Raw genomic sequence first — 25,229 nt, forward strand, 5'->3', positions numbered from 1 at the left:
CGTCGAGTTCCAGTCCTGGGACCCCGAGCTTGCCGCGCGCGTCGCCAACTCAATCGCCGACGGCTACCTCGTGCTGCAGCAGAATGCGCGGCAGGAGCAGGCCAGGTCGGCGAGCGCGTGGCTGTCGGGCGAAATCGAGAGCCTGCGCAAGAAGGTCTCCGACGCCGAGTCGCGGGTGGAGGATTTCCGCTCCAAGTCGAGCCTGTTCGTCGGCACCAACAACACCACGCTGTCGAACCAGCAGATGGGCGAGGTCAACACCCAACTCAACAATGCGCGCGCCATGAGGGCCGATGCCGAGGCCAAGGCACGGCTGATCCGCGAGATGCTGCAGAGCGGCAAGCCGATCGAGGCCTCCGAGGTCCTGAACTCCGAACTGATGCGGCGGCTGTCCGAACAGCGCGTCACGCTGCGCGCGCAGCTCGCCGAACAGTCGTCGACGCTGCTCGGCAACCATCCGCGCATCAAGGAACTGAAAGCGCAACTCGCCGATCTGGACAATCAGATCCGCGACGAGGCCGGCAAGATCTCGCGCTCGCTCGAGAACGACGCCCGCATCGCCGGCGGCCGGGTCGACAGCCTGTCCGCGAGCCTCGATCAATTGAAGAAGCAGGCGACATCGACCAACGGACAGGACGTCCAGCTCCGGGCGCTGGAGCGCGAGGCCAAGGCGCAGCGCGACCTCCTCGAATCTTATCTCGCGAAGTACCGCGAGGCCAACACGCGCGAGAACATCGATACAACGCCTGCGGAGAGCCGCATCATCTCGCGCGCCGCCGTCTCCAACACGCCGGCCTATCCGAAGAAGCTGCCGATCGTGCTGATCGCGACACTGGCGACGCTGCTGCTCAGCGCGGGCATCGTCGTCACCGGCGAACTGCTGCGCATGACCGCGCCGCGGGCGATGGCGGCGTTCGGGCCGGCTGCTGCGGCTGCGCCGGCCGAAGCCGCGGCGCAGGCGGGGGAGATCGTCGTGGAGGCTCCGCCGGTGGCCCCGGCCCAACTGCCAACTCAGGCCCCGGTGCGGACCGAGCCCGTCATGGCGCCGCTTCCGCCGCAGCCCGCGCCGGCGCCGCGCGAGACCGCATCCGCGGCGCGCGAGGTCATGCCCGAACCCGTGCCGTCCGAATTCGCCGAGGTCGAGCGACTCGCCAACCGCCTGCGCGCCGCAGGCGACGCCGCCCGCAAGATCACCGTGCTGGGGACGGCGACCGGCGAGGGCATCACGTTGACCGCGCTGACGCTGGCGCGGTTCATGGCCCGCGAGGCGCGCGTGGTCGTGGTCGATCTCGCGGCCTCGTCGCCGGCGATTTCGGCCGTATCGGTCGATCCCGCAGCTCCCGGCCTTGCCGAACTCATGCGGGGGGAAGCCTCGTTCTCGCAGATCATCACCAGGGACAGGCTGTCGCGCCTGCATCTCGTCGGCGCCGGCCGGCCCGGCTTCGACCGCAGCCTGCTGCAGTCGCCGCGCCTGACGCTGGCGATCGACGCCCTGCTGCGGGTCTATGACCACGTGCTGCTGGACGCCGGCAAGGCCTCCGACCTGCCGGCCGATCTGTTGACGACGAACGCCCGCGCGGTCGTCGTTCCCGACGCGTCGATGGCGGAGGATGCGCGCCGGTTGATGCGTACCCAGCTCGGCGCCGTCGGCTTTGGCGATGTCACCATGCTGAGCGGGCCAGTGCGGCCCTCGGAGGCGAACGAGCCCGGTCCGTGCGTGGCCGCGGCGTAAGCTAGCCGAACGCGCGGCGCACCTTTCGCACGAGGTCGAATAGCGTCCGGTTCTGCTTGACCAGCCGCTTGCCGCGGTTGAGCGAGGACATCGCCATCGCCGCGAGCCTGCCGCGCGCGGTGAACGGCACGAAGCTGTCGAAGAGCGGCTCGTCGCTCTTGCAGAACAGCCGCTTGTAGCCGTCCGAACCGACGCCGAGATCGAGTGTGCGGTAGCCGCGTTCGCCGTAACGGTCGATGATGTTGCGCATCAGGATCAGCCCGGGGCTGAAGCGGGAATTGCCCGACGTCGTGTAGGTGTTGAACATCATCGAGAAGCGCTGACCGTCGGCGACGCCGGCAAAGATCGCGATCACCTCCTCGTCGCATTCGAGCGCGTGGAGATCGATGATGCGCCCGGTGCCGCGCGGTGCGAGGCAGGCGCTGCGGACGAAGGTTTCGACGCCGGGCTCGGCAAACACGTTCGGCAAATTCTGTTCGGCCATCCGCAGCGGCTTGACGCGGAAGAACCAGTCGAGCAGCCGCGTGATGTCCTCGTCCGTCGAAGCGACGTGATAGCGGTAGCCGGCGAGCGCCTGCAACTTGCGCTCCTTGCCTTTCAGCCGCCTGCGGAAGGAATTGCCGATTCGCGTCTGCGGCGCGCCGCCCGGGGTCATCGCCAGCAGAGGACAGCCGTTGACGGAGGGCTGCCGCGACAGCAGCGCGAACGGATTTTGCTGGTCGTGCCAGCGCAGCGGCTGCTGCGTCAGCGCGAGCAGGTCGACGCTTGCTTGCGCGCGCAGCAGCGCGAGCAGGGCACCGAGATCGACGACGTCGGCCTGTGCCGCAAAGTCGGCCGCCCACAGTCCCATGTTGAAGGTGGTGTGCTTGCCGCCCATGAAGCAGGCGATGTTGACGCCGTGGCTTTGCCGCAACGACAGCGGCAGCAGCAGAAGCGGTCGGCGCTCGGCATCGCGCGCGATGACGATGAATGCGCTGAAACCCTCATGCTGCCCGACCAGCCGCTGCCAGCGGCCGAGCAGGTCGAAGCGCTGGTAGGGGGTCGAGAGCTGGCCGCCTTCCTCGAGCGCGCGCCAGACCGGCTCGGCCTCGTCGAGATCGGTCACGATGTCGATGCTGGCGATCCGGCTCGCCCTCGACCGCGCCGGCGCATCCGCCGTCCGGCTTTGGATCGCCGCAGCCATGGTCATTTGCAAAACCCGTCGAAAGGAAAACTTAAGTTTTGACCGTCGCCGACCTTTGCAAAGAAAGGTCAACAAAGGGTAAGGACAGGGACGACCGCAAGGCGAGTGCGCTCGAGGGTGGGATATTGGCATCCGACGACAGATGGCTGGAACGGCTGCGCCTCGAACTTGCCTGGTTCACCGGCCGGCCCTGGCTCGGCGGACGCGAGGCGGGCGGCGCCGGCGCGATCCTGCGCTTCCAGCGCGTGCGTCCGCGGCGGAACGAGCCGTTCCAGCCGCTGCTCGCCGACGAGATCACGCCGGAGTTCCTCGACCGCACGCTCCGCGCGTTGAAGCGCTGGAAGCTCGACATCGTCGGCATGGACGAAGTCTGCCGGCGAGCAGTGACGCTGCCGGAGAAGCAGCGATTCGTGGCGCTCACCTTCGACGGCACCGGCAAGGACCTCATCGACTTCGCCTATCCGGTGTTGTCGCGCCACGAGGTTCCCTTCACGGTCTATGTTCCAACCGCCTTTCCCGACGGCGTCGGCGAAGCCTGGCGGCTCGGGCTCGAACGGGTGATCGCGCGCGAAAGCCGCATCAGCCTGGTGATGGAGCGCAAGGAGCAGCGTTTCGTGGTCACGAGCCGCGAGCAGAAGCAGGCGCTGTTCGACCATATCGAGGGTTGGCTGCGAACGCTGCCGCCGGCGGAGCTGTCGGCGGCGATCAACGATCTCTGCAGGCGCCATCTCGTCGACCTCGCCGCATTGTCGCGGCAGGCGTCGATGGATTGGGCCGATCTGACGAGGCTCGCCGCCGATCCACGGGTCACGATCGGCTCCGCCACCGTGAACTACACGGCGCTCGCCACCATGAAGGATGCGGCTGCGTCCCGCGAGATGGCGATGGGCAAAGCGGTGGCGGAGTCCGCCTTCCATCGTGAGGTCAGGCATTTTGCATATCCCTTCGGCGATCGCGCCTCGTTCCGCAGGAATCATGTCGTGATGGCGGAGGAGTCGGGCTTTGCCAGCGCCGTGTCCGCGATTCCGGGAATCGTCGATGTCGAGGGACGCACCAATCTGCGCGCTCTGCCGCGGATTCCCTGGGACGGCCGCTGCCGGTCGCTGCGCGTGATGCGGGTGCTGCTGTCGGGCGTCGCCTTCGCGCCGGTGCGACCGACCGGTGCCGCGCCCGGTTAAGCGCGGTCGGGCCGCTGCATCCAGCTCACGATCGGCATGGCCGGCAGCACCCAACCCATCCCCGCCACGACATAGTAGATCGCCTGCCGCCAGCCGGACTCCGCAAGCCACGGCAACTGCGCCGCCGTCATGCCGAGCAGCGCCCAGACGGCGGCCAACACCAGAAGCGCGATGGCGCCGAGGAACTTGCGGGTGCGGATCTTCATGACGGAATTGTGCGATTTCGTTGATTTTGCGCAATTTGCGTGGCGGGAGCGGCGGACTATAAGGGGCGCACAGTCTGGTTCAAGCCTCGGTTTTTCGAGCCCGAAATGAACGCAAATTCCCTTCCGCGATCTGACCGGCCGCTGCGCTGGTGGCTGGTTTCGGTCGCCGCCCTGATCGCGCTGATGGTGCTGGTCGGCGGTGCCACGCGGCTGACGGAATCGGGGCTCTCGATCGTCGAATGGAAGCCTGTTGCCGGGACGCTGCCGCCGCTCAGCGAAGCGCAGTGGAACGACGCCTTCGAGGCCTACAAGAAGATTCCGCAATATCGCGAGCTCAACGCAGGCATGAACCTGCACGAGTTCAAGACCATCTTCTGGTGGGAATGGAGCCACCGGCTGCTCGGCCGCTTCATCGGCGCGGCGTATCTGTTGCCGTTCCTGTTCTTCCTGTGGCGCGGCGGCCTGTCGGGCGAATTGAAGCGACGGCTGTGGCTATTGTTCGGTCTCGGCGGGCTGCAGGGCGGCGTCGGCTGGTGGATGGTGGCGTCCGGCCTCGCCGACCGTGTCGAGGTGTCGCAATATCGGCTGGCGACCCATCTGGTGCTGGCGCTCCTGATCTTTGCCGGCATCGTCTGGACGGTACGGCGGCTCCGTGTGCGGCCGCAGGCGGCGGCGCCCGCGAGGCTCAAGGCGACCGCGGCGGTGCTCGTGGTCGTGACCTTCGTCCAGCTCTATTTCGGTGCGCTGGTGGCGGGCCTGCGGGCAGGGCGCGTCTACAACACCTGGCCGGACATCGACGGCGGCTTCATTCCCGCGGGCGAACGGCTGTGGTTCGAGACGCCGTGGTGGAAGAACCTGTTCGACAATGTGCTGACGGTGCAGTTCGAGCACCGCATGACGGCGTATGCGGTGTTCGGGCTGGCGGCCTGGCATGCCTTCGACGCCGTGCGTTCGCGCGCGGGCGCCGCGGCGGGCGGCGCGCTCTGGCTGTTTGCGGCGGTGACGGTGCAGGCCGCGCTCGGTATCCTCACGCTGCTTCAGGAAGTGCCGATCGGGCTCGCGCTCGCGCATCAGGCGGTCGCGATCGTCGTGTTGACGCTCGCGGTGATGCAGGCCGAGCGGCTGGCGTCGCGGCAATCCGTGTCATTGCGTGCGCAGGGAGTACCGATCGGCCAGCCCGGTTGATCGCCGTTCAGCCGGCTCAACAATAGCCGTAGATTCCGCAGGCGTAGGGCAGTCGCCAGAAATAGTCGACCTGGGGCCCGCCGTAATACGAGCCCTGATAGTCGTAATCCCAGGGGCGGCCATAATAGCCGGGCAGCGTGTGGGAGCCCGGCAACAGCGGCGTGCCGGGCAGATTGTGGATATAGCTGCCGACGCCATAGGCCGGAGAGATCAGCGAATCCGCCTCGACCTCGGTCACGACCTCGCGCGGCGGAGGCGGTGCGACGACCACGCGCTTCGTCTTCACGGGCGGCAGGTCGGCGGCGAGCGCGCCCGGGAGCGTCAGCAGCACCGCGAGGGCGGGCATCATCCAGCGCAGCATCGTCGGCTCCGAATCAAAAGGATCGATCGGAGGCCATCCTGCCGCAGGGATGGTTAACGACTGTTAACCGACGGGCGCGATCGCTGCCTTCGTCCGCTCGCCATGGCGGGGGCGAGCCCGGGCACGGCGAAACGAGCCGCCGGCTTTGGAACGGGGCGGTCTATGCCCCCAGCGCCTGCTCCAGGTCGGCGATCAGATCCTCCTTGTCCTCGATGCCGATCGACAGCCGCACCACGTCCGGGCCTGCGCCGGACTTGATCTTGGCGGCGTCGTCGAGCTGGCTGTGGGTGGTGGAGGCCGGGTGGATGACCAGCGAGCGGGTGTCGCCGACATTGGCCAGATGCGAGAACAGCTTCAGGTTCGACACTAGGCTGACGCCCGCGTCATAGCCGCCCTTGAGGCTGAAGGTGAACACGGCGCCGGCGCCCTTGGGCGCGTATTTGCGCGCGAGGCTGTTGTACTTGTCGCCGGGCAGACCCGCATAGCTCACCGAGGCGACCGCCTTGTGGGAGGCCAGGAATTCGGCGATTGCCCTGGCGTTGTCGCAGTGCTTCTGCATGCGCAGCGGCAGGGTCTCGATGCCCGTGAGGATGAGGAAGGCGTTGAACGGCGACAGCGCCGGCCCGAGATCGCGCAGGCCGAGCACCCGGCAGGCGATGGCGAAGGCGAAATTGCCGAAGGTCTCGTGCAGCTTGATGCCGTGATATTCCGGCCGCGGCTCGCACAGCATCGGGTACTTGCCGTCCTTCGACCAATCGAAGGTGCCGGCATCGACGATGACGCCGGCGATTGAGTTGCCGTGACCGCCGAGGAATTTTGTCGCCGAATGCACGACGATGTCGGCGCCGTGATCGATCGGGCGGATCAGGTAGGGCGAGGCGAGCGTGTTGTCGACGATCAGCGGCACGCCGGCCTTGCGCGCGATCGTCGAGATCGCCTCGATGTCGGTGATGGTGCCGCCGGGATTGGCGATGGACTCGACGAAGATTGCCTTGGTCCGCGGCGTCACCGCGCGCTCGAAGCTGGCGATGTCGTCCGGGTCGGCCCAGGCCACGTTCCAGCCGAAGCTCTTGAACGCATGGGTGAACTGGTTGATCGAGCCGCCATAGAGTTTTCGCGCGGCGATGAACTCGTCGCCGGGCTGGAGCAATTGCTGCATCACCACGACCTGCGCGGCATGGCCGGAGGCGACCGCGAGTGCCGCGGTGCCGCCCTCGAGGGCGGCGACACGCTCCTCCAGCACGGCGTTGGTCGGGTTGCCGATGCGGGTGTAGATGTTGCCGAACGACTGCAGCCCGAACAGCGAGGCCGCGTGGTCGGCGTCGTTGAAGACGAACGACGTCGTCTGGTAGATCGGGGTCGCGCGCGCACCGGTGGTGGGATCGGGCTGTGCGCCGGCATGGACGGCAAGGGTGGAAAATCCCGGAAGGCGATCGCTCATGAGATGCGTCCTGTTCTTGTGGTTCTGAGAATTCGTGCGGCATGCTGATGGCGGCCGCGCCTGCCGTCAAGCCGCGGCGTCAAACGAGACGAGGTTCGCAACGAACGTGCTTCGCTTTGCCGCGCCGGCGAAACGAATTTTTCGCAAGTGCGTCAACCCGGTTCGTTCCTGTTCTTGGCGGCGCGGTCGGACGCCGCGGTCTCGCCGCCGCCGACACTCATGCGATTGAGAGACAGACGCATACCCTGGGTCGGTGCCGGCGGACGCTTCGAACTCAGCGTGCGCGAATTGACGCCCATCCAGGAGATTTCCGAGGACAGGCGGCCGTATTCGATCTTGGGGCAGCGGTTCATCACGACCTTGATGCCGGCGGCCTCGGCCTTGGCCGCAGCCGCGTCGTCGCGCGCACCCAACTGCATCCAGATCACCCTGGGCAGCGGATCGAGCCGCAGCGCTTCCTCGATGACGGGCATGATGTGGCTGGAGTTGCGGAAGACGTCGACCATGTCGACGGGGCGGCCGATCTCGGCGAGCGAGGCGACGAAAGGTTTTCCGAGCAGCGTCTTTCCGACGTGGCCGGGATTGATCGGAATCATGTCGTAGCCGCGCTCCGCAAGATATTTGAACGCGAAATAGCTCGGCCGCACGTTGACCGGCGAGGCGCCGACCATCGCGATCGACTTCACGCCGTTGAGGATGCCGCGGATGTAGTTGTCGGGATAGGCGTCGTGATTCATTGGCTGACTTTTTTTCTCACTGTCATTGCGAAGCAATCTAGGCTGTCACCCCGGAGGTGATCTGGATTGCTTCGCTTCGCTCGCAATGACGAAACTACCCATCCTGCCATCTCGGCGCACGCTTCTCGATGAAGGCGCCGATGCCTTCTTCGGCGTCGCGCGCCATCATGTTCTCGGTCATCACCTCGGCGGCGTAGCGGTAGGCCTCCGCAAGGCTCATCTCGACCTGGCGATAGAACGCCTCCTTGCCGAGCTTGATGGTGTAGGCGGACTTCAGCGCGACCTTCCGCGCGAGTTCGATCGCAGCCTCGCGCTCGCGGCCGGGCGCGACCACGCGGTTGACGAGGCCGATCTCCCTCGCGCGCGCCGCGGGGACCGGCTCGCCGGTCAGCAGCATCTCCATCGCCTGCTTGCGCGGCACGTTGCGCGACAGCGCCACCATCGGCGTCGAGCAGAACAGGCCGATGTCGACGCCGGGCGTCGCGAAACTCGCGGCCTCCGAGGCGATCGCGAGATCGCAGCTCGCCACGAGCTGGCAGCCGGCCGCGGTCGCAATGCCCTGGACGGCGGCGACCACGGGCTTTGGCAGGTGCACGATCGCCTGCATCATGGCGCTGCAGGCGTTCATGACTTGCGCGAAGTAGGCGCGTCCGCGATCCGGATCGGCGCGGCGTGCGGTCAGTTCCTTGATGTCGTGGCCGGCCGAGAAGGCCGGGCCGTTCGCCGCGATGACGACGCCGCGGATCGCCTTGTCGTCCCGGATGTCGTCGAGCGCGGCATGCAGGCTCGCGATCATCGCCTCCGAGAGGCTGTTGCGCGCCGCCGGGCGGTTGAGGGTGAGGACCGCGATGTGGCCTGCGGCTTCGCGCAGAAGAATCGGGTTTTGGAGGGGAGGACTGCTGGCGGCCTGGACGGACATCGGGGCTTCCGGTTGGGAGATTCCAGTTGGATGACGTCGAGAACTTAATGTAACAGGCGCAGACAATCGAGGGCAGGAGCGGCATGGCACCAGCGAAAATGAGCGTGGCGGAGCTCGAACAATTTTTCCGCGACGAGTTTCCCCAGGCGATCGCGGCCGGCGACATCACCATCGAGAGCGCCGATGGCGAAACCGCCCTGCTGCGCCAGCGCTACAGCGAGCGGATGCTGCGGCCGGGTGGAACCGTGTCCGGGCCGACACTGATGACGCTTGCCGATTTCGCCATGTATGTGGTGCTGCTGTCGGCGATCGGACCGATCGGCCTCGCTGTCACCACCAATCTCAACATCAATTTCCTGCGCAAGGGCCAGCCCGGGCAGGACGTGCTGGCGGAAGCCCGGCTTCTCAAGCTCGGCAAGCGCCTGGCGGTCGGGGAGGTGAACCTCCTGTCGGGCACCTCGCCCGATCCGATCGCGCACGTTACCTCGACCTATTCCATTCCAAATATATGAGATTTTCCAAGGTAATATAACACCATATTTGTAATTCGTTGATATTGCTTATGTAATCAGCATCATAAAGCATTGACCACAGCGCGGCTCTTCACTAGAAAGCCGCGCAGTCCGGTGCGACGTCCGCACCGATGTCTCCCTTCACGGAAATTCTGACATGAAAACCTTTTCGGCAAAGCCCGCCGAGGTGACGAAGAAGTGGGTGCTGATCGACGCCAAGGGTCTGGTCGTCGGTCGTCTCGCCACCATCGTCGCCATGCGGCTGCGCGGCAAGCATCTGCCCACCTACACCCCCCACGTCGATTGCGGCGACAACGTCATCATCATCAACGCCGCTCACGCGGTGCTGACCGGCCGCAAGCGCGAGCAGAAGACCTACTACAAGCACACCGGCTTCGTCGGCCACGTCAAGGAGCGCACCGCGCGCCAGATCCTCGAAGGCCGTTATCCCGAGCGCGTGCTCGAGAAGGCCGTCGAGCGCATGATTCCGCGCGGCCCGCTCGGCCGGGTGCAGATGGGCAACCTCCGCGTCTACGCCGGAGCCGACCATCCGCACGAGGCCCAGACGCCTGAGAAGATCGATATCGCCAAGTTGAACCGCAAGAACGCGAGGGCCGCATAACATGGCCGAATCCATGCAGTCGCTCGACCAGTTGTCGCAGCTCAAGACGGCCGCCCCCGAGGCGCCGAAGCACGAGAAGAAGGTCGACAAGTTCAACCGCGCCTACGCCACCGGCAAGCGCAAGGACGCGGTCGCCCGCGTCTGGATCAAGCCGGGCGCCGGCAAGATCGTGGTCAACTCGCGCGAGGTCGAAACCTACTTCGCCCGTCCCGTGCTGCGCATGATGATCCAGCAGCCGCTGGTCGCGGCCCAGCGCGCCGGCCAGTACGACGTGATCTGCACGGTCGCCGGCGGCGGCTTGTCGGGCCAGGCGGGCGCGGTGCGTCACGGCATCTCCAAGGCACTGACCTACTTCGAGCCGGATCTGCGCGGCGTCTTGAAGAAGGGCGGCTTCCTCACCCGCGATTCCCGCACCGTCGAGCGCAAGAAGTACGGCAAGGCGAAGGCCCGCCGGTCCTTCCAGTTCTCCAAGCGCTGATCGCATCAGTAAAGAATTCGTCGCGAAAGCGGCTTCAATGAAATGCAAAAGGGCGCCGAAAACGGCGCCCTTTTTTCAGTTCGTTTGCGTACAAATTCATCGTGTGTTTCCCGAAAACTTGCCCTCGCGTGAAAACCCAAAACGAACGCGTGAGACGTAGCGTTGCAAACTGGAAGGGCGCGCAAGTCGGCTTTGCCGATCGCGTAAACGCTGAATCCATAGGGGGCTGACACATGTCGCTCGATAGCATTACGCTCTATTTGGTTGCCACCATGGTCGCCGCACTGCTCGGTGCCATGCTCGTGTTCTTCGGCAAGCAGGAGAATAGTCCCGCGCTGAAATGGTGGGGCACCGCCTATCTGCTCGGCGCGGCCTCGGTTGCACTGTGGACCGCGGCCGGCGACAAGCTCGGCGCGCCGCTGTATCTGGCGATGAACGCGATCGGCTTCGTCGCCTGCGGCATGGTGTGGAACGCCGCGCGGCTCTTCCACGGCCGCACCCCCAACTGGCCCGGGCTCGTGTTCGGCGCGATCGCCTGGGTGGCGGCGGCGACGCTGCTCGATCCAGCCGCATCCACGCTGCGCATGCTGGCCGGTGCCGCCATCGTCTCGGTCTACGCGGCGCTGACGGCGGGCGAGCTGTGGTCCGAGCGGCGAAAGAGCCTGCAACGGAGCTGGCCGGCGCTCGTGGTGCCGGCGATGCACGGCTGCGTGCTGATGCTGCCGGTCGTGATCGGCGGCTTCCTCAGGCCGAACGATCCGCAATTCGCGAGCAGCATCTGGGTCACGGTGTTCGCGGTCGAGCTCGTGCTCTATGCCGTCGGCACCGTGTTCGTGATCTTCATGCTGGTGTCGGAGCGCACGGTCGCCACGCACAAGACCGCGGCCTCGATGGATCCCCTGACCGGCATGCTGAACCGGCGCGGCTTCTCGGAAGCCTGCTCGCGCGTCATCGAGCGCGAGGCCAAGGCCGGCCGGCCGGTCACGGTGATGATCTTCGACATCGACCACTTCAAGTCGATCAATGATCGCTTCGGCCATCCCGCCGGCGACGAGATGCTGAAGCTGTTCTCCACGGTGGTGACCGGCAATCTGCGCATCTCCGACCTGTCGGGGCGCATCGGCGGCGAGGAGTTCGCGGCGCTGCTGCCGTGCTCGCTGGAGGAGGGCGTGCTGGTCGCCGACCGGGTGCGCGAGGCGTTCGAGACCTCCGGCGTCGTGGTCGACGAGGGGCCGGTGGACACCACCGTCAGCATCGGCGTGGCGGGCGGTCCCGCCGGCACCGAGCTCGACGTGCTGCTGGCCGCGGCCGACACTGCGCTCTACCAGGCCAAGCGTGGCGGCCGCAATCGCGTCGAGGCCGCGGAGGAGCTGCCGCTGTCGCTGGACTGGCGCCGCCAGAGCGCGGGCCGGGTCGGTGTGCCCAGGCTGCAGCCGGCGACGGCATGAGCGTGACCCGGCTTGCGGTAAGTCTCCGTTTACCATTCGATCCCTACCATGCCGGTCATGGGCTCGATGCATCGACAGACCCCGCAAGCCGCCCTCGTGTCGCTCGAAGCGGCCGCAGCCGCTGCGCGTGGCGGCTTCGCCTGCATGTTCTCCAGCGCGGACGAGTACGAGACGGCGCTGATCAGCGAGCGTCGCGCCCAGGGACATTACGCGCGGCACGACAGCCGCGTGCCGCTCGCCCTGTTCGGGGCGTGCGCGTTGATGGTGACGGGCACCGTGCTGCTGTTCGGCTGAGCTTCGAGCCGATCCGATCGACGGTGGCGCCGGTTTCGGCGCCTTTTTCTTTTCGGCAGCCGTGCTAGACAGGCTTCCCGACAAGAAGAAAGAAGGGTGGAAGCAGATGATCACCGAGATCGCGCAAATCGACGTCAAGCCGGGCAGCGAGAAGGACTTTGAGGCCGCGGTCGCCAAGGCCAGGGCCGCGTTCGGGCGCTCCAAGGGCTTTCACGGCTTCGAGCTGCACAAGTCGATCGAAAAGCCGCAGCGCTACCGGCTGATGGTGAAATGGGAGACGCTGGAAAACCACACCGTCGATTTCCGCGGCTCGGAGAATTTCACCGAATGGCGCGGCCTGGTCGGCCAGTATTTTGCGTCCCCGCCCGAGGTCGAGCACACCTGGACGGTGCTGACGAGTTGAGTACGCCTCAGGCCGCCTCGGTGCGCGGCGCCGGTGCTTGCTCGCCCTTGAAATGGTCGATCATCACCTTGGCGATGGCGACCAGCGGCAACGCCAGCGCAAGGCCCCAGACGCCGAATACGACGCCGAGCAGGATCTGGAACGCGAACAGTGTGGCCGGCGGGATATTGAGCGCCTGCCGCTGCAGGAGCGGCGTCAGCACGTAGCTTTCCATGGCGTGCACGCCGAGAAACAGGATGAGGGCGCTCAGCGCCGCGATCCACCCGGTTGGGAGGCTTGCCAGCACCACGATCAGGCCGGCGACGATCGCGCCGACCGTCGGAATGAAGGCGAGCAGGCCGGCCTGAATCCCCAGGATGAAGGAACCGGGGACGCCGATGACGGCGAGCCCGATCCAGGTCACCACGCCCACCGCCAACATGACGGTGATCTGGGCGATCAGCCAGCGCTCGAGCGTCTCGCTGATGCCGTCGATGACGATGGCGGCGCGGGCGCGGTGCCGTGCCGGCGCGACGTAGAGCAGACCCTCGCGGTAGATGCCGGGCTGCGCCGCGAAGGCGAGCCCCAGGAACAGCACGATGAAGAAATTGCCGACGGCGCTGATCGCGCCGAACAGCAGCTTGACCGTCTGGCTGACGATCGCCCCGCTGTTCGAGGCGAGCGCGCCGGCGCCCGGCAGGCTCGGCCGCGCCGCCGACGCCGACGACGGCGCGGCTTCCGTGCCGGCAGCGCCGACGTCGAAGAAACTGGTGTCGATGCCGTGGCTGTCGAGGAAGGCCTTGGCGTTGACCAGCTGCGACTTGAGGGTGCTGCTGAGCGCCGAGGCCTGCTGCCCGATGGTCGCGCCGCCGAGCACGGCGACGCCGGCCAGCATCGCCGCGAGCACGACGCAGACGATGACGAGCCGCGCGGTGTGCGGCAGCCGGACGACGCGCCCGAGCGTGCTGGTGAGCGCATTCAGCCCGACGCCGAGCAGCATGCCCGTGAAGATCAGAAGCAGCGTCGCGGCGAAATACCAGGTGAAAGTGAGAAGTGCCGCGAACAGCACGATGCCGATGCCGCCGACCGCAATCGCCCAGGCCAGATCGTTGCGGGTCCGCCTTCGTTCGTCAGCGCTGCCGGTCACGTCACGTCCTTTTCTTCGAGTCCCGGATCACACATCGGTCAATTGCAGCCGCGGATCAAGCCGCCTCCCACGTGCTGGTTTGACGCTGGGACGACAGTGGTACAAGACGGTGGCGGGAGAATCGAGGCAGGCGCGGATTGCAGTTCATCGGCAAATGGGTGGGTGTTCTCGGCCTGCTGGCCGTGCTGGTGGCCGGCGACCAGATCCGCATCAATCGTCCTGGCCACAAATATCGGCTGACCGTCGAGGTGCAGACGCCTGACGGCCTCAAGTCGGCGTCCTCCATCCTGGCGGTGACGCCCGACCGCGGCTACAGCCGGGGCGGCAAGACCACAACCAGCGGGAACGCCGTGTACGTCGACCTCGGGCGGGAACACGGTCAAACCAAGAACCTCGTCGCGCTGCTCGCCCATTTCGACAAGTCGCTCGACCTGGACGACATCAACTACGTGGCGCTCCGCGCCTATGGCGCGGCGCGGGGCGCCCGGGTCTCGTTCAACGAGATGAGCCGGCAGTCGGGCGCCGTGGCGGTCGAGGGCGCCTTGATCCCCGTGCTGGTGAGTTTCGGCAATCCCGCCGATCCCGCGACCGCACGACACCTCGCCGCCGACCAGGCCGACGCGGTGCTGGGCGGCGGGTACCGGCTCAATCGCCTGACGGCCGAGGTCGTGCCGAACGGCCTCTGGCCGGTCGATTTCGGCGGGGTGCTGGGGGAGCCCGTCACGCGCGGCATCGAGAAGACACTGCCCTGGCTCGCCGGCACGGGCGAGGGCGCCGCGGCCGCGCTGAGGGCCGCGGGGCTGGCCTCGGGCAGCCCGATCGACGCCCGGGAGGCCTTTACGCGGAAATAGCATTGCGGCTCCGCGGCTTCGGCCGGTTGAAATTGTCGTATCCCGCGGGCATGTTTGACGAATCTTGTCGGCGTGGAGGTCGAGCGGAAGCGATGAAGAAGCCGGTGGTCGGCGTGATCGGAAACACCCATCGCGTCGAAAATCGATTTCAGGTCCAGATGGTGGGTGAGCGCAATCTGCGCGCGGTGGCGGACGTCGCCGGTGCCTTGCCGCTGATGTTCGCCGGCGCGCCCGAGATCACCGACATCGGGGCCCTGCTCGACGTCGTCGACGGCATCGTCTTGACCGGCGCGCGCGCCAACGTGCATCCGACCCGCTTCAACGTCGACCCCTGCGCAAAGCACGAGCCCTACGACATCCATCGCGACGAGGTCGCGCTGGCGCTGTCGGCGGCGTGCGTCGCGCGCGGCATTCCGCTGTTCGGGATCTGCCGCGGCCTGCAGGAGATGAACGTCGCCTTCGGCGGCTCGCTACATCCGGAGATCCGTGAACTGCCCGGCCGCATGAACCACCGCATGCCGCGGCTGGAGAACGGCGAGATCCATCCCGATCCCACCGTCGTGTTCGCCGATCGCCACGACGTCAGGCTCGTTCCCGGCGGTGCGTTCGCGACGATCTTGGGTTGCGAGAAGATCAGGGTGAATTCGCTGCACGGCCAGGGCATTCTGGAGCCGGGTCAGCGCGTCGTGGTGGAGGGCGTCGCCGAGGACGGCACCATCGAGGCGATCCGCATCGCCGAGGCCGGAAGCTTTGCGCTCGGTGTGCAGTGGCATGCCGAATACGATCCGCAGCGCAATCCGATCAATCGAAAGCTGTTCGAGGCGTTCGGCCAAGCGCTGCTGGCGCGGCAGCGCGCAACCGCCTAGCGGAACGAGCCGTTCCCGGGCAAATTCGCATTCGGGAATCGCCATCGTGGGGAACGATAGCGACGAAGCAAACCGGACTTTCCCCCTTTGCGGCCGCAGGCACGGACGTGCGACACCCGTGCTTGATTTAGCTCAATTTTGGCGAGGAGCCCGGCTACTAGAAATCCTGTTGGGACCGACGTGGGCAGGAAGCGATGCATCGATATTTCGTGAGCGTCTGGTCGGTCGTCCTGCTCGGGCTGTCGCTCTCGCCGTCGCAGGCCCCGGCACGCGACGCCGGCGTCCGGTTCGATCCCCCCGATACCCAATACACGTCCGGCGACGATCAGGAGATCGAAGCCGAGGTCAGACAGAAGCTGCCCTATGCCGCGCGCTTTCGCGGCACGTTGCCGCCGGCCGTCGATCTGACCGCCCGGATGCCGCTCCCGGGCAACCAGGGCAAATTGCGCTCCTGCACGGCCTGGGCGGCCGCCTACGCGGCGCGCTCCTACTATACGGCCTCGCTCGACGGCCGCGACGTCAGCCAGCCGCAGAATGTGGTGAGCCCGAACTACGTCTATCATTTGGCGCGCGGACCGGAATGCACCGGCACGAATTTCGTCAGGATCACCAACGTGCTCAAGGCCGGCGCGCCGTCGCTGGCCGACTATCCATACTCGGATCAATGCGTGCCGCCCCCGCAGATCGCGCCGAATGCCGCCGGCTTTCGCGTCCGCGGGTATAATCGCATCGATCCTCATGAGATCGAGGGCATCAAGGGACAGCTCGCACAGTCCAATCCGGTGCTGATCTCCTTCGCCGACAGCCCGGCATTCCACCGCCATCGCGGCGAAGCCGTCTTCAACGACCCGGCCTTCGATCCGGGCCAGGATGGCTGGCATTCGATGACGATCGTCGGCTACGACGACCGCCGGCGGGCGTTTCGCTTGATGAATTCGTGGGGGCAGGGGTGGGGCGACGGCGGCTACGCCTGGCTCGGCTACGACATCGTACCGCAGCGGGTGCGCGAAGCCGGCGTTCTGGACGTCGCGAAATCCTCGTCGGAAACCGCTGCGCAGCCGGTTGCGCCGACGCCTCCGCAATCCGGCCTCGCCCAAAATCCCTCCGGTCAGATCAATCCGGGCTCCGGAAGCGCGTTCGAACATCTCAACCGCGGAATCGATTTCCGGAGCAAGAGAGACCATGACAACGCGATCCTCGAATTCAACGCCGCAATCAGCCTCGATCCGCGTCTGGCACGCGCGTTCAACTACCGGGGTCTGAGCTGGCTGTCCAAAGGCAATGCGGACCGTGCGCTTGCGGATTTCAACGAGGCGATCCAGCTCGACCCGAAGGATCCATCGGCGTATTTCAACCGCGGCAACCTCCAGGCCGCGAAGCCCGATCCGGACGCGGCCATCGCCGATTACGACCAGGCGATCCGGATGAACCCGCGCTTCGCCGCGGCCTATTCCGGCCGTGCCGGCGCGTGGCGTCGGAAGGGCGATCTCGATCGCGCGATCGCGGATATGGACGAAGCCGCTCGCATCGAGCCGAAGAATGCCGACTTCTACAACAACCGCGGCAACGCGTTGCTCGACAAGAAGGACTACGACCGCGCCTTCGACGACTATACGCAGGCTACGAACATCAATCCGAGCTTCCCGGCGCCCTACAACAACCGTGGCCTGGTCTGGGCAAACCGCAAGGACTACGATCGCGCCGTCGCCGAATACACCGCCGCGCTCCGGCTGAACCCGAACTATGCGTTGGCTCTTCGCAACCGCGCCGCGGCCGAGCGGGGCCAGAACAAGCTCGACCTTGCGATTGCAGACAACGCGGAGGCGATCCGGATCGAGCCGAAGAACGCGGAGAACTACTTTCAGCGTGCGTTTACGCTACGTCAGCAGGGAAACCCGGATGCAGCCCTGGCTGACCTGGCGGAAGCCTTGCGGCTCAACCCGAAGCATGCCTTCGCTTACTATCTCCGCGCTACCATCTGGCGGGTCAACAAGGAGTTCGATCGGGCGATCGAGGACTACACCCGGTGCTTGCAGAACGAGCCCGCCTATGTGGGCGCCCTGACCGGCCGCGGTCTAGCGCATGAGGCCAAGGGCGAGCTCGCGCCCGCGCGTCAGGACTACCGCGCAGCGCTGGCGTTACCGGAGAAATACGAAACCGGCAAATGGGCGCATCAGACGGCGGGTGCGCGGCTCGCACTGCTCGAACCGGGTACTCCCGGCGCGAAGCCGCCGATATCGCCGCCGTCCGAATCGAAAGCGCCGGGGGCGACCGCGCCCGGCTCCGCTGCGCCCGTCAGCCCGGCTGCGCCCCCACCGTCTCCGGCGGGCGCCTCCAGCCGCTTGGCGCTGGTGATCGGAAACGGCGCTTACCGCTCCGTGGCGCAACTGCCCAATCCGCCGAACGATGCACGGGCCATCGCACAATCGCTGCGCGACATCGGCTTTACCGTGATCGAGGCGATCGATGTCGACCGGGTCAAGATGGAGGCGACGACGATCGATTTCCTGCGCCGCGCGTCCACCGCGCGGGTCGCATTGCTGTTCTACGCCGGCCACGGCGTGCAGATCGATGGCAGAAACTATCTCATTCCGATCGACGCTACCGAAGTGAGGAAGGAGTCCGCAGGTTTCGAGCTGATCGACGTCGACAGGATTCTCGCCGGGCTCGACGACGAGGCGCGGGCGAACGTCGTCATTCTCGACGCTTGCCGCGACAATCCGCTCGAAGCCCGCACCGCCTCGCGATCGGGGGCGAGAGGCGGCGGACTGGCCGGGTATTCGAGCGTCGGATCCGGCATGCTGATCGCGTTCGCGACGGCGCCCGGGAAGACGGCGCTCGACGGCTCGGGGGCTCACAGCCCGTTCACCGAGGCGATGCTGAAGCACCTCGGGAGTCCGAACATCGAGATCAACGAAATGCTGACGCGGGTACGCGTCGACGTTGTCGCGGCGACCGAGCGCAAGCAGATTCCCTGGGTCAATTCGTCCCTGCTCGGCGATCTCTATTTGAACGACAGGCGTCGCTGATGCCATTGCCGCGCGACGCGACGCGGCGCAGCGACGGGCCGCCAGGGCTTGGAGGACACTCCGGCAATCCCTGACGGTCCCGATTGCCGTGGGCAGGGCGATTTCGGAGGTTTACGGCAAGGGACCGGCCGGGCGGAGCGCATGGCTGACAGGCTGGATAGGGTGGACCGCGTTTGCCGAGCGGGCCGTCGCCGCGACCGAACGAAAAGGCGCCCCGCAAAGGAGGCGCCTCTTGTCTGCCTGGTCGTGATCGGGACTAGCCCGAGTAATACATCTCGAACTCGACCGGATGCGGCGTCATCTCGAAGTGCGCGACTTCGGTCATCTTCAGCTCGATGTAGCTGTCGATGAAGTCGTCGTCGAACACGCCGCCGGCCTTCAGGAAGGCGCGGTCCTTGTCGAGGCTTTCCAGGGCCTCGCGGAGCGAACCGCAGACGGTCGGGATCTGTTTCAGCTCTTCCTTCGGCAGGTCGTAGAGATCCTTGTCCATCGCCGGACCCGGATCGAGCTTGTTCTTGATGCCGTCGAGACCCGCCATCAGCATCGCGGCGAAGCCGAGATAGGGGTTGGCGAGCGGATCGGGGAAGCGCACCTCGACGCGCTTGGCCTTCGGCGAAGCGGTGTAGGGGATGCGGCAGGAGGCCGAGCGGTTGCGCGCGGAATAGGCGAGCAGCACCGGTGCCTCGTAGCCCGGGACCAGACGCTTGTAGGAGTTGGTCGTCGGGTTGGTGAAGGCGTTGATCGCCTTGGCGTGCTTGATGATGCCGGCGATGTAGGACAGGCAGGTCTCCGAAAGGTCGGAATACTTGTTGCCCGCGAACACCGGCTTGCCGTCCTTCCAGATCGACTGGTGGACGTGCATGCCAGAGCCGTTGTCGCCGTAGACCGGCTTCGGCATGAAGGTGGCGGTCTTGCCGTAGATGTGGGCGACCTGGTGGATGCAGTACTTGTAGATCTGCAGGTGGTCGGCCATCAGGGTGAGCGTGTCGAACTTCATGCCGAGCTCGTGCTGGGCGGAAGCGACTTCGTGGTGATGCTTCTCGACCTTCACGCCCATCTTGGCCATGGCGCCGAGCATCTCGGAGCGCATGTCCTGCACGGAGTCCTGCGGCGGCACCGGGAAGTAGCCGCCCTTGGTGCGGATGCGGTGGCCGAGATTTCCGCCTTCATATTCGGTGTCGGAATTGGTCGGCAGCTCCGATGAATCGAGCCGAAAGCCGGTGTTGTAGGGATTTGCGGAGTAGCGCACGTCGTCGAACACGAAGAACTCGGCCTCGGGGCCGACATACACGGTGTCGCCGACGCCCATCGACTTGACCATCGCCTCGGCCTTCTTGGCGATACCGCGCGGATCGCGGTTGTAGGGCTCGCCGGTGGTCGGCTCGAGCACGTCGCAGGTGATGACCATGGTGGTCTCTGCGAAGAACGGATCGATCGTCGCGGTGACGGGATCCGGCATCAGGCACATGTCGGACTCGTTGATCGCCTTCCAGCCGGCGATCGAGGAGCCGTCGAACATCGTGCCTTCGGCGAAGATGTCCTCGTCGATCATGCCAACGTCGAAAGTAACGTGCTGCCACTTGCCGCGCGGATCGGTGAAGCGCAGGTCGACGTACTTGACGTCGTTGTCCTTGATCGCTTTCAGGACGTCTTTGGCGGTCTTCATGCATACCCCTTTATGGCTCTGCGGGTCGGTTTCCAGACTTGGGCGACCGTGTTCACACTGTTTGACTCGCGCGATTGCACAAGCAAAATCACGACCGCCCGACGCAGCCTGATTTCTTCCTCCGGCATCGCAAAACGCGGGATAGCACCCGGCTCAAATAGCGTCCAGCCCGGATTCGCCGGTCCGGATGCGGATTGCCTCTTCGATGTTGGAGACGAATATCTTGCCGTCGCCGATGCGGCCGGTTTGTGCCGCGCGCCGGATCGCGTCGATCGCGCGCTCGACCAGGTCGTCCCCGATCACGATCTCGATTTTGACCTTGGGCAGGAAGTCGACGATGTATTCTGCGCCGCGGTAAAGTTCGGCATGACCCTTCTGGCGGCCAAAGCCCTTGGCCTCCGTGACGGTGATGCCCTGCAGCCCGACTTCTTGAAGCGCTTCCTTCACCTCGTCGAGCTTGAACGGCTTGATGATGGCTTCGATCTTCTTCACTGAGCGCCTCCCGGCCTTTCGATCAAATAGCAACGTCCGTGTCAGGAAGCTCTTGAAGGTGCAGCGTCGTCTTCGCTGTCCCGGGATGCCTGACCAGCCCGGCGGCGGCCGGTCACACCTCCTGAAATGCCAGTGAGCACGACGAACCGAAGCGGCTTCCTCGAAAGCAGGGTCTATGCCAAGTTACAAGTACCCTGATTTTTGGAACGTTATCAGCCTTTTAACGAGCATTTCGGATAGGTTGGACCGAACGGGTCGAGGATAGCGAAGACTACGAAATAGGCAAACAGTTCAATCCGTGTGCAATCTTGCGATTTCGGATCGTGGCGGGCCACGGGAAATGCCTCTTGAAAAGGCGTTTGTACCAGGGAAGTGGCATGGAAGTCTTGAGCAACGCCGAAATGCAGCGCGCCGACGAGCTTACCATCGCGGCCGGCACGCCGGGCTTCACGCTGATGCTGAGCGCGGGCCAGGCGGTCGCAGAGGCCGCGCAGGCACTGGCGGAGGAGGGACCGATCCTGGTGATAGCCGGTCCCGGCAACAATGGCGGTGACGGTTTTGTCGCCGCCGCCGAGCTCGCCGCCCAGGGCCGTGAGGTCTCGATCATCCTCATGTGCGAGCGCGATCAGCTTGCGGGCGACGCGGCCTCCGCCGCGCGGGGCTGGAAGCATCCGGTGCTGCCGTTCAATCCGCAGGCGATCGGCAGGCCCGCGCTGATCATCGATGCGCTGTTCGGCGCGGGCCTGAGCCGGCCGGTCGAGGGCGAGGCGCACGAGATGATCGAGGCGATCAACGCCAACGGCGCGCCGGTGCTCGCGGTCGACCTGCCGAGCGGCATCAACGGCACCAGTGCGAGCGTGATGGGGACCGCCGTCAATGCCACCGAGACCGTCACCTTCTTCCGCAAGAAGCCGGCCCATCTGTTGCTGCCGGGACGGATGCATTGCGGGCGCGTGCGCGTGGCCGACATCGGCATCGCGCCCGCGGTGCTCGCCGAGATCGGGCCGCAGACCTTCGAGAACGATCCGGATTTCTGGCGCAACGCCTTTCCGGTGCCGCGCATCGACGGCCACAAATATGCCCGCGGCCACGTGCTCGCCGTTTCCGGCGATGCGGCGGCGACCGGGGCGGCGCGCATGGCCGCGCGCGGTGCGCTGCGCGCCGGCGCGGGCCTGGTGACGCTGGCGAGCCCGCGCGACGCGCTCCTCGTCAATGCCGCCGCGCTCACCGCCGTGATGGTGCGTCCCGTCGATACCGCGATCGAGTTCGGCGAGCTCCTGACCGACAGACGCTACAACACCTGCATCATCGGTCCCGGCGCAGGCACGGGCGAGCGCACCTGCGATTTCGTCCACATCGCGCTTCACGCGCAGCGTCACCTGGTGCTCGATGCGGATGCGCTGACGAGCTTTGCCTCCAACCCCGAGCGGCTGTTCGAATCCATCAAATCCTCGCGCGATGCCGAGGTCGTGCTGACCCCGCATGAAGGCGAGTTTCCGCGGCTGTTCTCCGACCTCAGCAACAAGCATCCCGGTCGCTCCAAGCTCGAGCGGGTGCGCGCGGCCGCCGAGCGCTCCGGCGCCGTGGTGCTGGTGAAGGGGCCGGACACCACGATCGCCTCGCCCGACGGCCGCGCGACGATCGCCGCGAACGCGCCGCCCTGGCTTGCGACCGCCGGCGCGGGCGACGTGCTCGCCGGCATCATCGCCGGTCTGCTCGCCCAGGGTGTGCCTGCGTTCGAGGCCGCCAGCATCGGCGTCTGGATGCATGGCGAAGCCGCGGCCGAGGCCGGCCCCGGTTTGATTGCGGAGGACTTGCCGGAGACCCTGCCGGCCGTGCACCGCCGGATCTATGGCGAGCTGGGGATCGAGTATTGAACGCTCACTCCACCGCGTACCAGCGCACCAGCCGCGGTGCGGTCCACTCGGTCGCGACGGATTCCATGAGCCAGCGTCCGGGATGGTCGGCCGCGAAGGCGACGCGCGCGGTCTGGCCGGGCTCGACGGCGAGCGTGTCGAGCCAATAGGGCTTCCAGCCGTCGTCGAGCCGGTCGAGCAGGCGGAAATGATGGCCGTGCAGGTGGAAGACAGTTGCGATCGGGCCGGGGTTGCTCACCGCCAGCACCACGGTGCGGCCGGCCTTGACGCCGAAGGCCGGCGCGAACGCGGGCGAGAAGCTCGTTGGATGCAACCACCCGGCCGCGTCCAATGCGATATCGAACCGCAACGCGGCTCCCAGCTTGAACTCGGCCGGTAGCCCGTTGGACGGCAGCGGAGCGGGCGGCGGCAAACGGGTCGGCCGCACGGGAGGTTCGGTCGAGGTCATGAACCGGGCGACCGGGCGGGCTTCCTTGCCGTCATGGATCAGGATCGGGGTTGTCGCACCGGTCGCCGCGGTCCAGTCCAGAAACACATCGGCCCGGCCGCCGGGCGCCAGCACCAGGGCGCCATTACGGGCGGCAAAGGGCTCGGCGGGCTGGCCGTCCAGCGCCATCACCATGACCTCCAGGCCTTCGATTTTGGCCGCGATGACAGCGCGTTGGCAGCCATTGATGAAGCGGAGCCTCAGTCTCGCGTTGGTGCGGAGGGTGAAGTCCGGCGCGACCGTGCCGTTGACGGTGTAGACCGCCGCCGCCGCCACGCCGCCGGAACCCGGTACCATTGCGCTTCCGTCGGCGTCGAGTCGCCAATCCTCGATCAGGAACACCTCGTCGCGGTCGACCGCGAGCGGTTCGGCCTCCTCGACGATCACCGCCAGCGGCCGGACCGGCTGCCTCAAGCCATCTTCGAAGAGGCGGAGATCCGCCAGCAGCGTTCCGGCATGAGGCATTGAAATCGTTGATTTTCCGGTTGTGCCGGCTGGAATTGGGGCACGGCCGAGCAGGGGCTCCGCGGCGGCCGCGTCATCGAGGCCGCGCCAAGCGGGCGCTACGGGGACGGGCAGGTCGTTGCGCAGCGTCACCTCGCAGCGATCGCCTCGTTTGACACGGACGGCGCCTGCAAAGGCGAGGCGCCCCAACTCGGAGATCGCTGTCGCCGGCTGCCCCGGTCGCAGCTGCAGGGCCGCGGACCGCGCGTGCAGGGCCAGCCGGACCGGCCCTTCCGGACCCGCGCCGCCCACCAGCAGCCCCGCCGCCGACGCCGAGAGGCCGGCGATCAGCGCGCGTCGCGTCGGGGTCAAATTGCGCGTCGTCATGGCCGATGCGGACCATGTCGCGCTGGATAAGTCCAGCCGGCGTGCCTACCTTGAGCGGGCGTCCACACGGCCATTTTTTTGCTGCGAACAGGCGGGCACATGCTATAAGCCCGCCGCCCGCGGCATCGCGGCCGGTCTTGATGCATTTACGCGGGCGTGGCGGAACTGGTAGACGCGCTGGATTTAGGTTCCAGTGACGAAAGTTGTGGGGGTTCGAGTCCCTCCGCCCGCACCAAGCGCTCATCCAGCGTTTGCATGAGATTACCGCAGGTCTCATCTCCTCACGGACGGCTGTTCCCGAGGAGCGGGGTCCTGAACAAAACCACACCGGCGCGGGGCGACAGCCCTTCGCGTCGAACGATTGATGACAATGTCCCGGCGAGCCGGGACCGAACGAGAAGAAGATTGGACGCCATGCAGGTCACAGAGACCCTCTCGGAAGGACTGAAGCACGAATTCAAGATCAGCGTTCCCGCGTCTGATCTCGATGCCAAGGCCGATGCCAAGCTCATCGACCTCAAGGACAAGGTGCGCCTCAACGGCTTCCGTCCCGGCAAGGTGCCGGTCGCCCACCTGAAGAAGGTCTACGGCCGCTCGGTGATGGCCGAGACCATCGATCAGACCATCCGCGACACCAACACCCAGATCTTCTCGGAGCGCGGCTTCCGTCTCGCGACCGAGCCGAAGGTCACGATGCCGACCGAGCAGAAGGAGGTCGACGAACTCCTGTCGGGCAAGTCGGACCTAACCTACACGGTCGCGATCGAAGTGGTGCCGCCGATCCAGCTCGCCGACTTCAAGAGTTTCCAGGTCGAGAAGCCGGTCGCCGACGTCACCGACGCCGACGTCGACGAGGCGATCAAGCGCATCGCCGATTCCAACCGCAGCTATTCCGCGAAGAGCGAAGGCGCCAAGGCGGCCTCCGGCGATCGCGTTACCATCAACTTCAAGGGCAGCATCAACGGCGAAGTCTTCGAGGGCGGCACCGGCGAAGGCATCCAGGTCGTGATCGGCTCCAACACCTTCATCCCCGGCTTCGAGGAGCAACTCATCGGCATCGGCGCGGGCGAGACCCGCACGCTCAAGGTCGGCTTCCCCAAGAACTACGCCAACGCCAAGCTCGCCGGCCAGCCCGCCGAGTTCGAGACCACCGCGACCGCGCTCGAGGCGCCGCAAGACGTCACGATCGACGACGAGTTCGCCAAGACGCTCGGCCTGGAGTCGCTGGACAAGCTGAAGGAGGCCGCGCGCGAGCGTCTGACCGCCGAGTTCGCCGGCGCGACGCGCCAGCGCGTCAAGCGCGCG

24 protein-coding genes and 1 tRNA gene are annotated in these 25,229 nt (G+C 66.3%); 15 read left to right on the plus strand and 10 right to left on the minus strand.

All coding sequences use genetic code 11. The features are described 5' to 3' along the window. The coding region (locus KGM94_RS08990; protein ID WP_300257111.1) for an exopolysaccharide transport family protein at nucleotides 1-1,732 on the plus strand (1,732 nt) is incomplete at its 5' end. Between the two features lies 1 nt (nucleotide 1,733). Here the strand turns inward: KGM94_RS08990 and KGM94_RS08995 are convergent. Continuing rightward, nucleotides 1,734-2,921, minus strand: coding sequence for a GNAT family N-acetyltransferase (locus KGM94_RS08995; protein ID WP_300257114.1), 1,188 nt, complete (start codon nucleotides 2,919-2,921; stop codon nucleotides 1,734-1,736). Between the two features lie 119 nt (nucleotides 2,922-3,040). On the opposite strand from KGM94_RS08995, the gene KGM94_RS09000 reads away from it, so the two are divergent. Then, on the plus strand, nucleotides 3,041-4,093 hold the full coding sequence (locus tag KGM94_RS09000) for a polysaccharide deacetylase family protein (protein ID WP_300257117.1): 1,053 nt from the start codon (nucleotides 3,041-3,043) through the stop codon (nucleotides 4,091-4,093). Here the strand turns inward: KGM94_RS09000 and KGM94_RS09005 are convergent. Beyond that, nucleotides 4,090-4,299, minus strand: a complete 210-nt coding sequence (locus KGM94_RS09005; RefSeq protein WP_300257120.1) for a DUF2842 domain-containing protein — start codon at nucleotides 4,297-4,299, stop codon at nucleotides 4,090-4,092. The genes KGM94_RS09000 and KGM94_RS09005 overlap by 4 nt on opposite strands. A 105-nt stretch (nucleotides 4,300-4,404) precedes the next feature. Between KGM94_RS09005 and KGM94_RS09010 the strand changes: the two genes are divergently transcribed. After that, complete coding sequence (locus tag KGM94_RS09010) at nucleotides 4,405-5,484, plus strand: COX15/CtaA family protein (RefSeq protein ID WP_300257123.1); 1,080 nt, start codon at nucleotides 4,405-4,407, stop codon at nucleotides 5,482-5,484. A gap of 16 nt (nucleotides 5,485-5,500) precedes the next feature. On the opposite strand, the gene KGM94_RS09015 is transcribed toward KGM94_RS09010, so the two are convergent. From KGM94_RS09015 to KGM94_RS09030, 4 genes are all read right to left on the minus strand, one after another. Next, nucleotides 5,501-5,845 (minus strand): hypothetical protein, encoded by a 345-nt coding sequence (locus KGM94_RS09015; protein ID WP_300257126.1) that lies wholly within the window; start codon nucleotides 5,843-5,845, stop codon nucleotides 5,501-5,503. A gap of 160 nt (nucleotides 5,846-6,005) precedes the next feature. After that, the gene (locus KGM94_RS09020; RefSeq protein ID WP_300257129.1) at nucleotides 6,006-7,286 is read right to left on the minus strand and encodes an O-acetylhomoserine aminocarboxypropyltransferase; all 1,281 of its coding nucleotides are present in this window, start codon (nucleotides 7,284-7,286) and stop codon (nucleotides 6,006-6,008) included. 152 nt (nucleotides 7,287-7,438) lie between these two features. Further along, the gene (locus tag KGM94_RS09025; protein ID WP_300257132.1) at nucleotides 7,439-8,023 is read right to left on the minus strand and encodes a CoA-binding protein; all 585 of its coding nucleotides are present in this window, start codon (nucleotides 8,021-8,023) and stop codon (nucleotides 7,439-7,441) included. Nucleotides 8,024-8,117: 94 nt separating this feature from the next. Next, complete coding sequence (locus KGM94_RS09030; protein ID WP_300257135.1) at nucleotides 8,118-8,942, minus strand: enoyl-CoA hydratase; 825 nt, start codon at nucleotides 8,940-8,942, stop codon at nucleotides 8,118-8,120. A gap of 83 nt (nucleotides 8,943-9,025) precedes the next feature. On the opposite strand from KGM94_RS09030, the gene KGM94_RS09035 reads away from it, so the two are divergent. From KGM94_RS09035 to KGM94_RS09060, 6 genes are all read left to right on the plus strand, one after another. Further along, nucleotides 9,026-9,454, plus strand: coding sequence for a PaaI family thioesterase (locus tag KGM94_RS09035; RefSeq protein ID WP_300257138.1), 429 nt, complete (start codon nucleotides 9,026-9,028; stop codon nucleotides 9,452-9,454). Between the two features lie 157 nt (nucleotides 9,455-9,611). Next, nucleotides 9,612-10,076, plus strand: a complete 465-nt coding sequence (gene rplM / locus KGM94_RS09040; protein WP_300257140.1) for a 50S ribosomal protein L13 — start codon at nucleotides 9,612-9,614, stop codon at nucleotides 10,074-10,076. A gap of 1 nt (nucleotide 10,077) precedes the next feature. After that, nucleotides 10,078-10,554 (plus strand): 30S ribosomal protein S9, encoded by a 477-nt coding sequence (gene rpsI / locus KGM94_RS09045; RefSeq protein ID WP_300257143.1) that lies wholly within the window; start codon nucleotides 10,078-10,080, stop codon nucleotides 10,552-10,554. A 233-nt stretch (nucleotides 10,555-10,787) separates the two neighbouring features. Then, nucleotides 10,788-12,002: a GGDEF domain-containing protein gene (locus tag KGM94_RS09050; RefSeq protein WP_300257146.1), complete on the plus strand. Its 1,215-nt coding sequence runs from the start codon at nucleotides 10,788-10,790 to the stop codon at nucleotides 12,000-12,002. A 57-nt stretch (nucleotides 12,003-12,059) separates the two neighbouring features. Beyond that, nucleotides 12,060-12,296 (plus strand): hypothetical protein, encoded by a 237-nt coding sequence (locus KGM94_RS09055; RefSeq protein WP_300257176.1) that lies wholly within the window; start codon nucleotides 12,060-12,062, stop codon nucleotides 12,294-12,296. 106 nt (nucleotides 12,297-12,402) lie between these two features. Then, the gene (locus tag KGM94_RS09060; RefSeq protein WP_300257148.1) at nucleotides 12,403-12,699 is read left to right on the plus strand and encodes an antibiotic biosynthesis monooxygenase family protein; all 297 of its coding nucleotides are present in this window, start codon (nucleotides 12,403-12,405) and stop codon (nucleotides 12,697-12,699) included. 7 nt (nucleotides 12,700-12,706) lie between these two features. Here KGM94_RS09060 and KGM94_RS09065 read toward each other — a convergent pair whose 3' ends face one another. Next, on the minus strand, nucleotides 12,707-13,825 hold the full coding sequence (locus KGM94_RS09065; RefSeq protein WP_300257151.1) for an AI-2E family transporter: 1,119 nt from the start codon (nucleotides 13,823-13,825) through the stop codon (nucleotides 12,707-12,709). Between the two features lie 137 nt (nucleotides 13,826-13,962). Here KGM94_RS09065 and KGM94_RS09070 point away from each other — a divergent pair, with 137 nt between their 5' ends. From KGM94_RS09070 to KGM94_RS09080, 3 genes are all read left to right on the plus strand, one after another. Continuing rightward, nucleotides 13,963-14,676, plus strand: a complete 714-nt coding sequence (locus KGM94_RS09070; protein ID WP_300257155.1) for a hypothetical protein — start codon at nucleotides 13,963-13,965, stop codon at nucleotides 14,674-14,676. A 92-nt stretch (nucleotides 14,677-14,768) separates the two neighbouring features. Then, on the plus strand, nucleotides 14,769-15,542 hold the full coding sequence (locus tag KGM94_RS09075) for a gamma-glutamyl-gamma-aminobutyrate hydrolase family protein (protein ID WP_300257158.1): 774 nt from the start codon (nucleotides 14,769-14,771) through the stop codon (nucleotides 15,540-15,542). A 209-nt stretch (nucleotides 15,543-15,751) separates the two neighbouring features. Next, complete coding sequence (locus tag KGM94_RS09080; RefSeq protein ID WP_300257162.1) at nucleotides 15,752-18,571, plus strand: tetratricopeptide repeat protein; 2,820 nt, start codon at nucleotides 15,752-15,754, stop codon at nucleotides 18,569-18,571. Nucleotides 18,572-18,827: 256 nt separating this feature from the next. Here the strand turns inward: KGM94_RS09080 and glnA are convergent, their stop codons facing one another. Both glnA and KGM94_RS09090 read right to left on the minus strand, forming a co-directional pair. Further along, entirely contained in the window at nucleotides 18,828-20,237 is a 1,410-nt protein-coding gene (gene glnA / locus KGM94_RS09085; protein ID WP_300257165.1) for a type I glutamate--ammonia ligase, read from the minus strand. Nucleotides 20,238-20,390: 153 nt separating this feature from the next. Then, nucleotides 20,391-20,729: a P-II family nitrogen regulator gene (locus KGM94_RS09090; protein WP_007603495.1), complete on the minus strand. Its 339-nt coding sequence runs from the start codon at nucleotides 20,727-20,729 to the stop codon at nucleotides 20,391-20,393. Between the two features lie 377 nt (nucleotides 20,730-21,106). Here KGM94_RS09090 and KGM94_RS09095 point away from each other — a divergent pair, with 377 nt between their 5' ends. Next, nucleotides 21,107-22,606, plus strand: coding sequence for an NAD(P)H-hydrate dehydratase (locus KGM94_RS09095; protein ID WP_300257167.1), 1,500 nt, complete (start codon nucleotides 21,107-21,109; stop codon nucleotides 22,604-22,606). A gap of 4 nt (nucleotides 22,607-22,610) precedes the next feature. On the opposite strand, the gene KGM94_RS09100 is transcribed toward KGM94_RS09095, so the two are convergent. After that, on the minus strand, nucleotides 22,611-23,924 hold the full coding sequence (locus KGM94_RS09100; protein WP_300257170.1) for a multicopper oxidase domain-containing protein: 1,314 nt from the start codon (nucleotides 23,922-23,924) through the stop codon (nucleotides 22,611-22,613). Nucleotides 23,925-24,074: 150 nt separating this feature from the next. Here KGM94_RS09100 and KGM94_RS09105 point away from each other — a divergent pair. Together KGM94_RS09105 and tig are read left to right on the plus strand one after the other, a co-directional pair. Continuing rightward, nucleotides 24,075-24,159 (plus strand) — tRNA-Leu (locus KGM94_RS09105). 179 nt (nucleotides 24,160-24,338) lie between these two features. After that, the coding region (gene tig / locus KGM94_RS09110) for a trigger factor (RefSeq protein WP_300257173.1) at nucleotides 24,339-25,229 on the plus strand (891 nt) is incomplete at its 3' end.

The sequence above is a fragment of the Bradyrhizobium sp. genome, from assembly GCF_028868675.1.
In the GTDB taxonomy this organism is placed as follows: domain Bacteria; phylum Pseudomonadota; class Alphaproteobacteria; order Rhizobiales; family Xanthobacteraceae; genus Bradyrhizobium.

Bases quoted from the DNA above. Each gene is read 5' to 3' on its own strand.
- KGM94_RS09035 (WP_300257138.1), top strand. From the start codon at position 9,026: ATGGCACCAGCGAAAATGAGCGTGGCGGAGCTCGAACAATTTTTCCGC.
- KGM94_RS09015 (WP_300257126.1), bottom strand. From the start codon at position 5,845: ATGCTGCGCTGGATGATGCCCGCCCTCGCGGTGCTGCTGACGCTCCCG.
- KGM94_RS09095 (WP_300257167.1), top strand. From the start codon at position 21,107: ATGGAAGTCTTGAGCAACGCCGAAATGCAGCGCGCCGACGAGCTTACC.
- glnA (WP_300257165.1), bottom strand. From the start codon at position 20,237: ATGAAGACCGCCAAAGACGTCCTGAAAGCGATCAAGGACAACGACGTC.
- KGM94_RS09020 (WP_300257129.1), bottom strand. From the start codon at position 7,286: ATGAGCGATCGCCTTCCGGGATTTTCCACCCTTGCCGTCCATGCCGGC.
- KGM94_RS09050 (WP_300257146.1), top strand. From the start codon at position 10,788: ATGTCGCTCGATAGCATTACGCTCTATTTGGTTGCCACCATGGTCGCC.
- rpsI (WP_300257143.1), top strand. From the start codon at position 10,078: ATGGCCGAATCCATGCAGTCGCTCGACCAGTTGTCGCAGCTCAAGACG.
- KGM94_RS09100 (WP_300257170.1), bottom strand. From the start codon at position 23,924: ATGACGACGCGCAATTTGACCCCGACGCGACGCGCGCTGATCGCCGGC.
- KGM94_RS08995 (WP_300257114.1), bottom strand. From the start codon at position 2,921: ATGACCATGGCTGCGGCGATCCAAAGCCGGACGGCGGATGCGCCGGCG.
- rplM (WP_300257140.1), top strand. From the start codon at position 9,612: ATGAAAACCTTTTCGGCAAAGCCCGCCGAGGTGACGAAGAAGTGGGTG.
- KGM94_RS09055 (WP_300257176.1), top strand. From the start codon at position 12,060: ATGGGCTCGATGCATCGACAGACCCCGCAAGCCGCCCTCGTGTCGCTC.
- KGM94_RS09060 (WP_300257148.1), top strand. From the start codon at position 12,403: ATGATCACCGAGATCGCGCAAATCGACGTCAAGCCGGGCAGCGAGAAG.
- KGM94_RS09075 (WP_300257158.1), top strand. From the start codon at position 14,769: ATGAAGAAGCCGGTGGTCGGCGTGATCGGAAACACCCATCGCGTCGAA.
- KGM94_RS09005 (WP_300257120.1), bottom strand. From the start codon at position 4,299: ATGAAGATCCGCACCCGCAAGTTCCTCGGCGCCATCGCGCTTCTGGTG.
- KGM94_RS09025 (WP_300257132.1), bottom strand. From the start codon at position 8,023: ATGAATCACGACGCCTATCCCGACAACTACATCCGCGGCATCCTCAAC.
- KGM94_RS09030 (WP_300257135.1), bottom strand. From the start codon at position 8,942: ATGTCCGTCCAGGCCGCCAGCAGTCCTCCCCTCCAAAACCCGATTCTT.
- KGM94_RS09010 (WP_300257123.1), top strand. From the start codon at position 4,405: ATGAACGCAAATTCCCTTCCGCGATCTGACCGGCCGCTGCGCTGGTGG.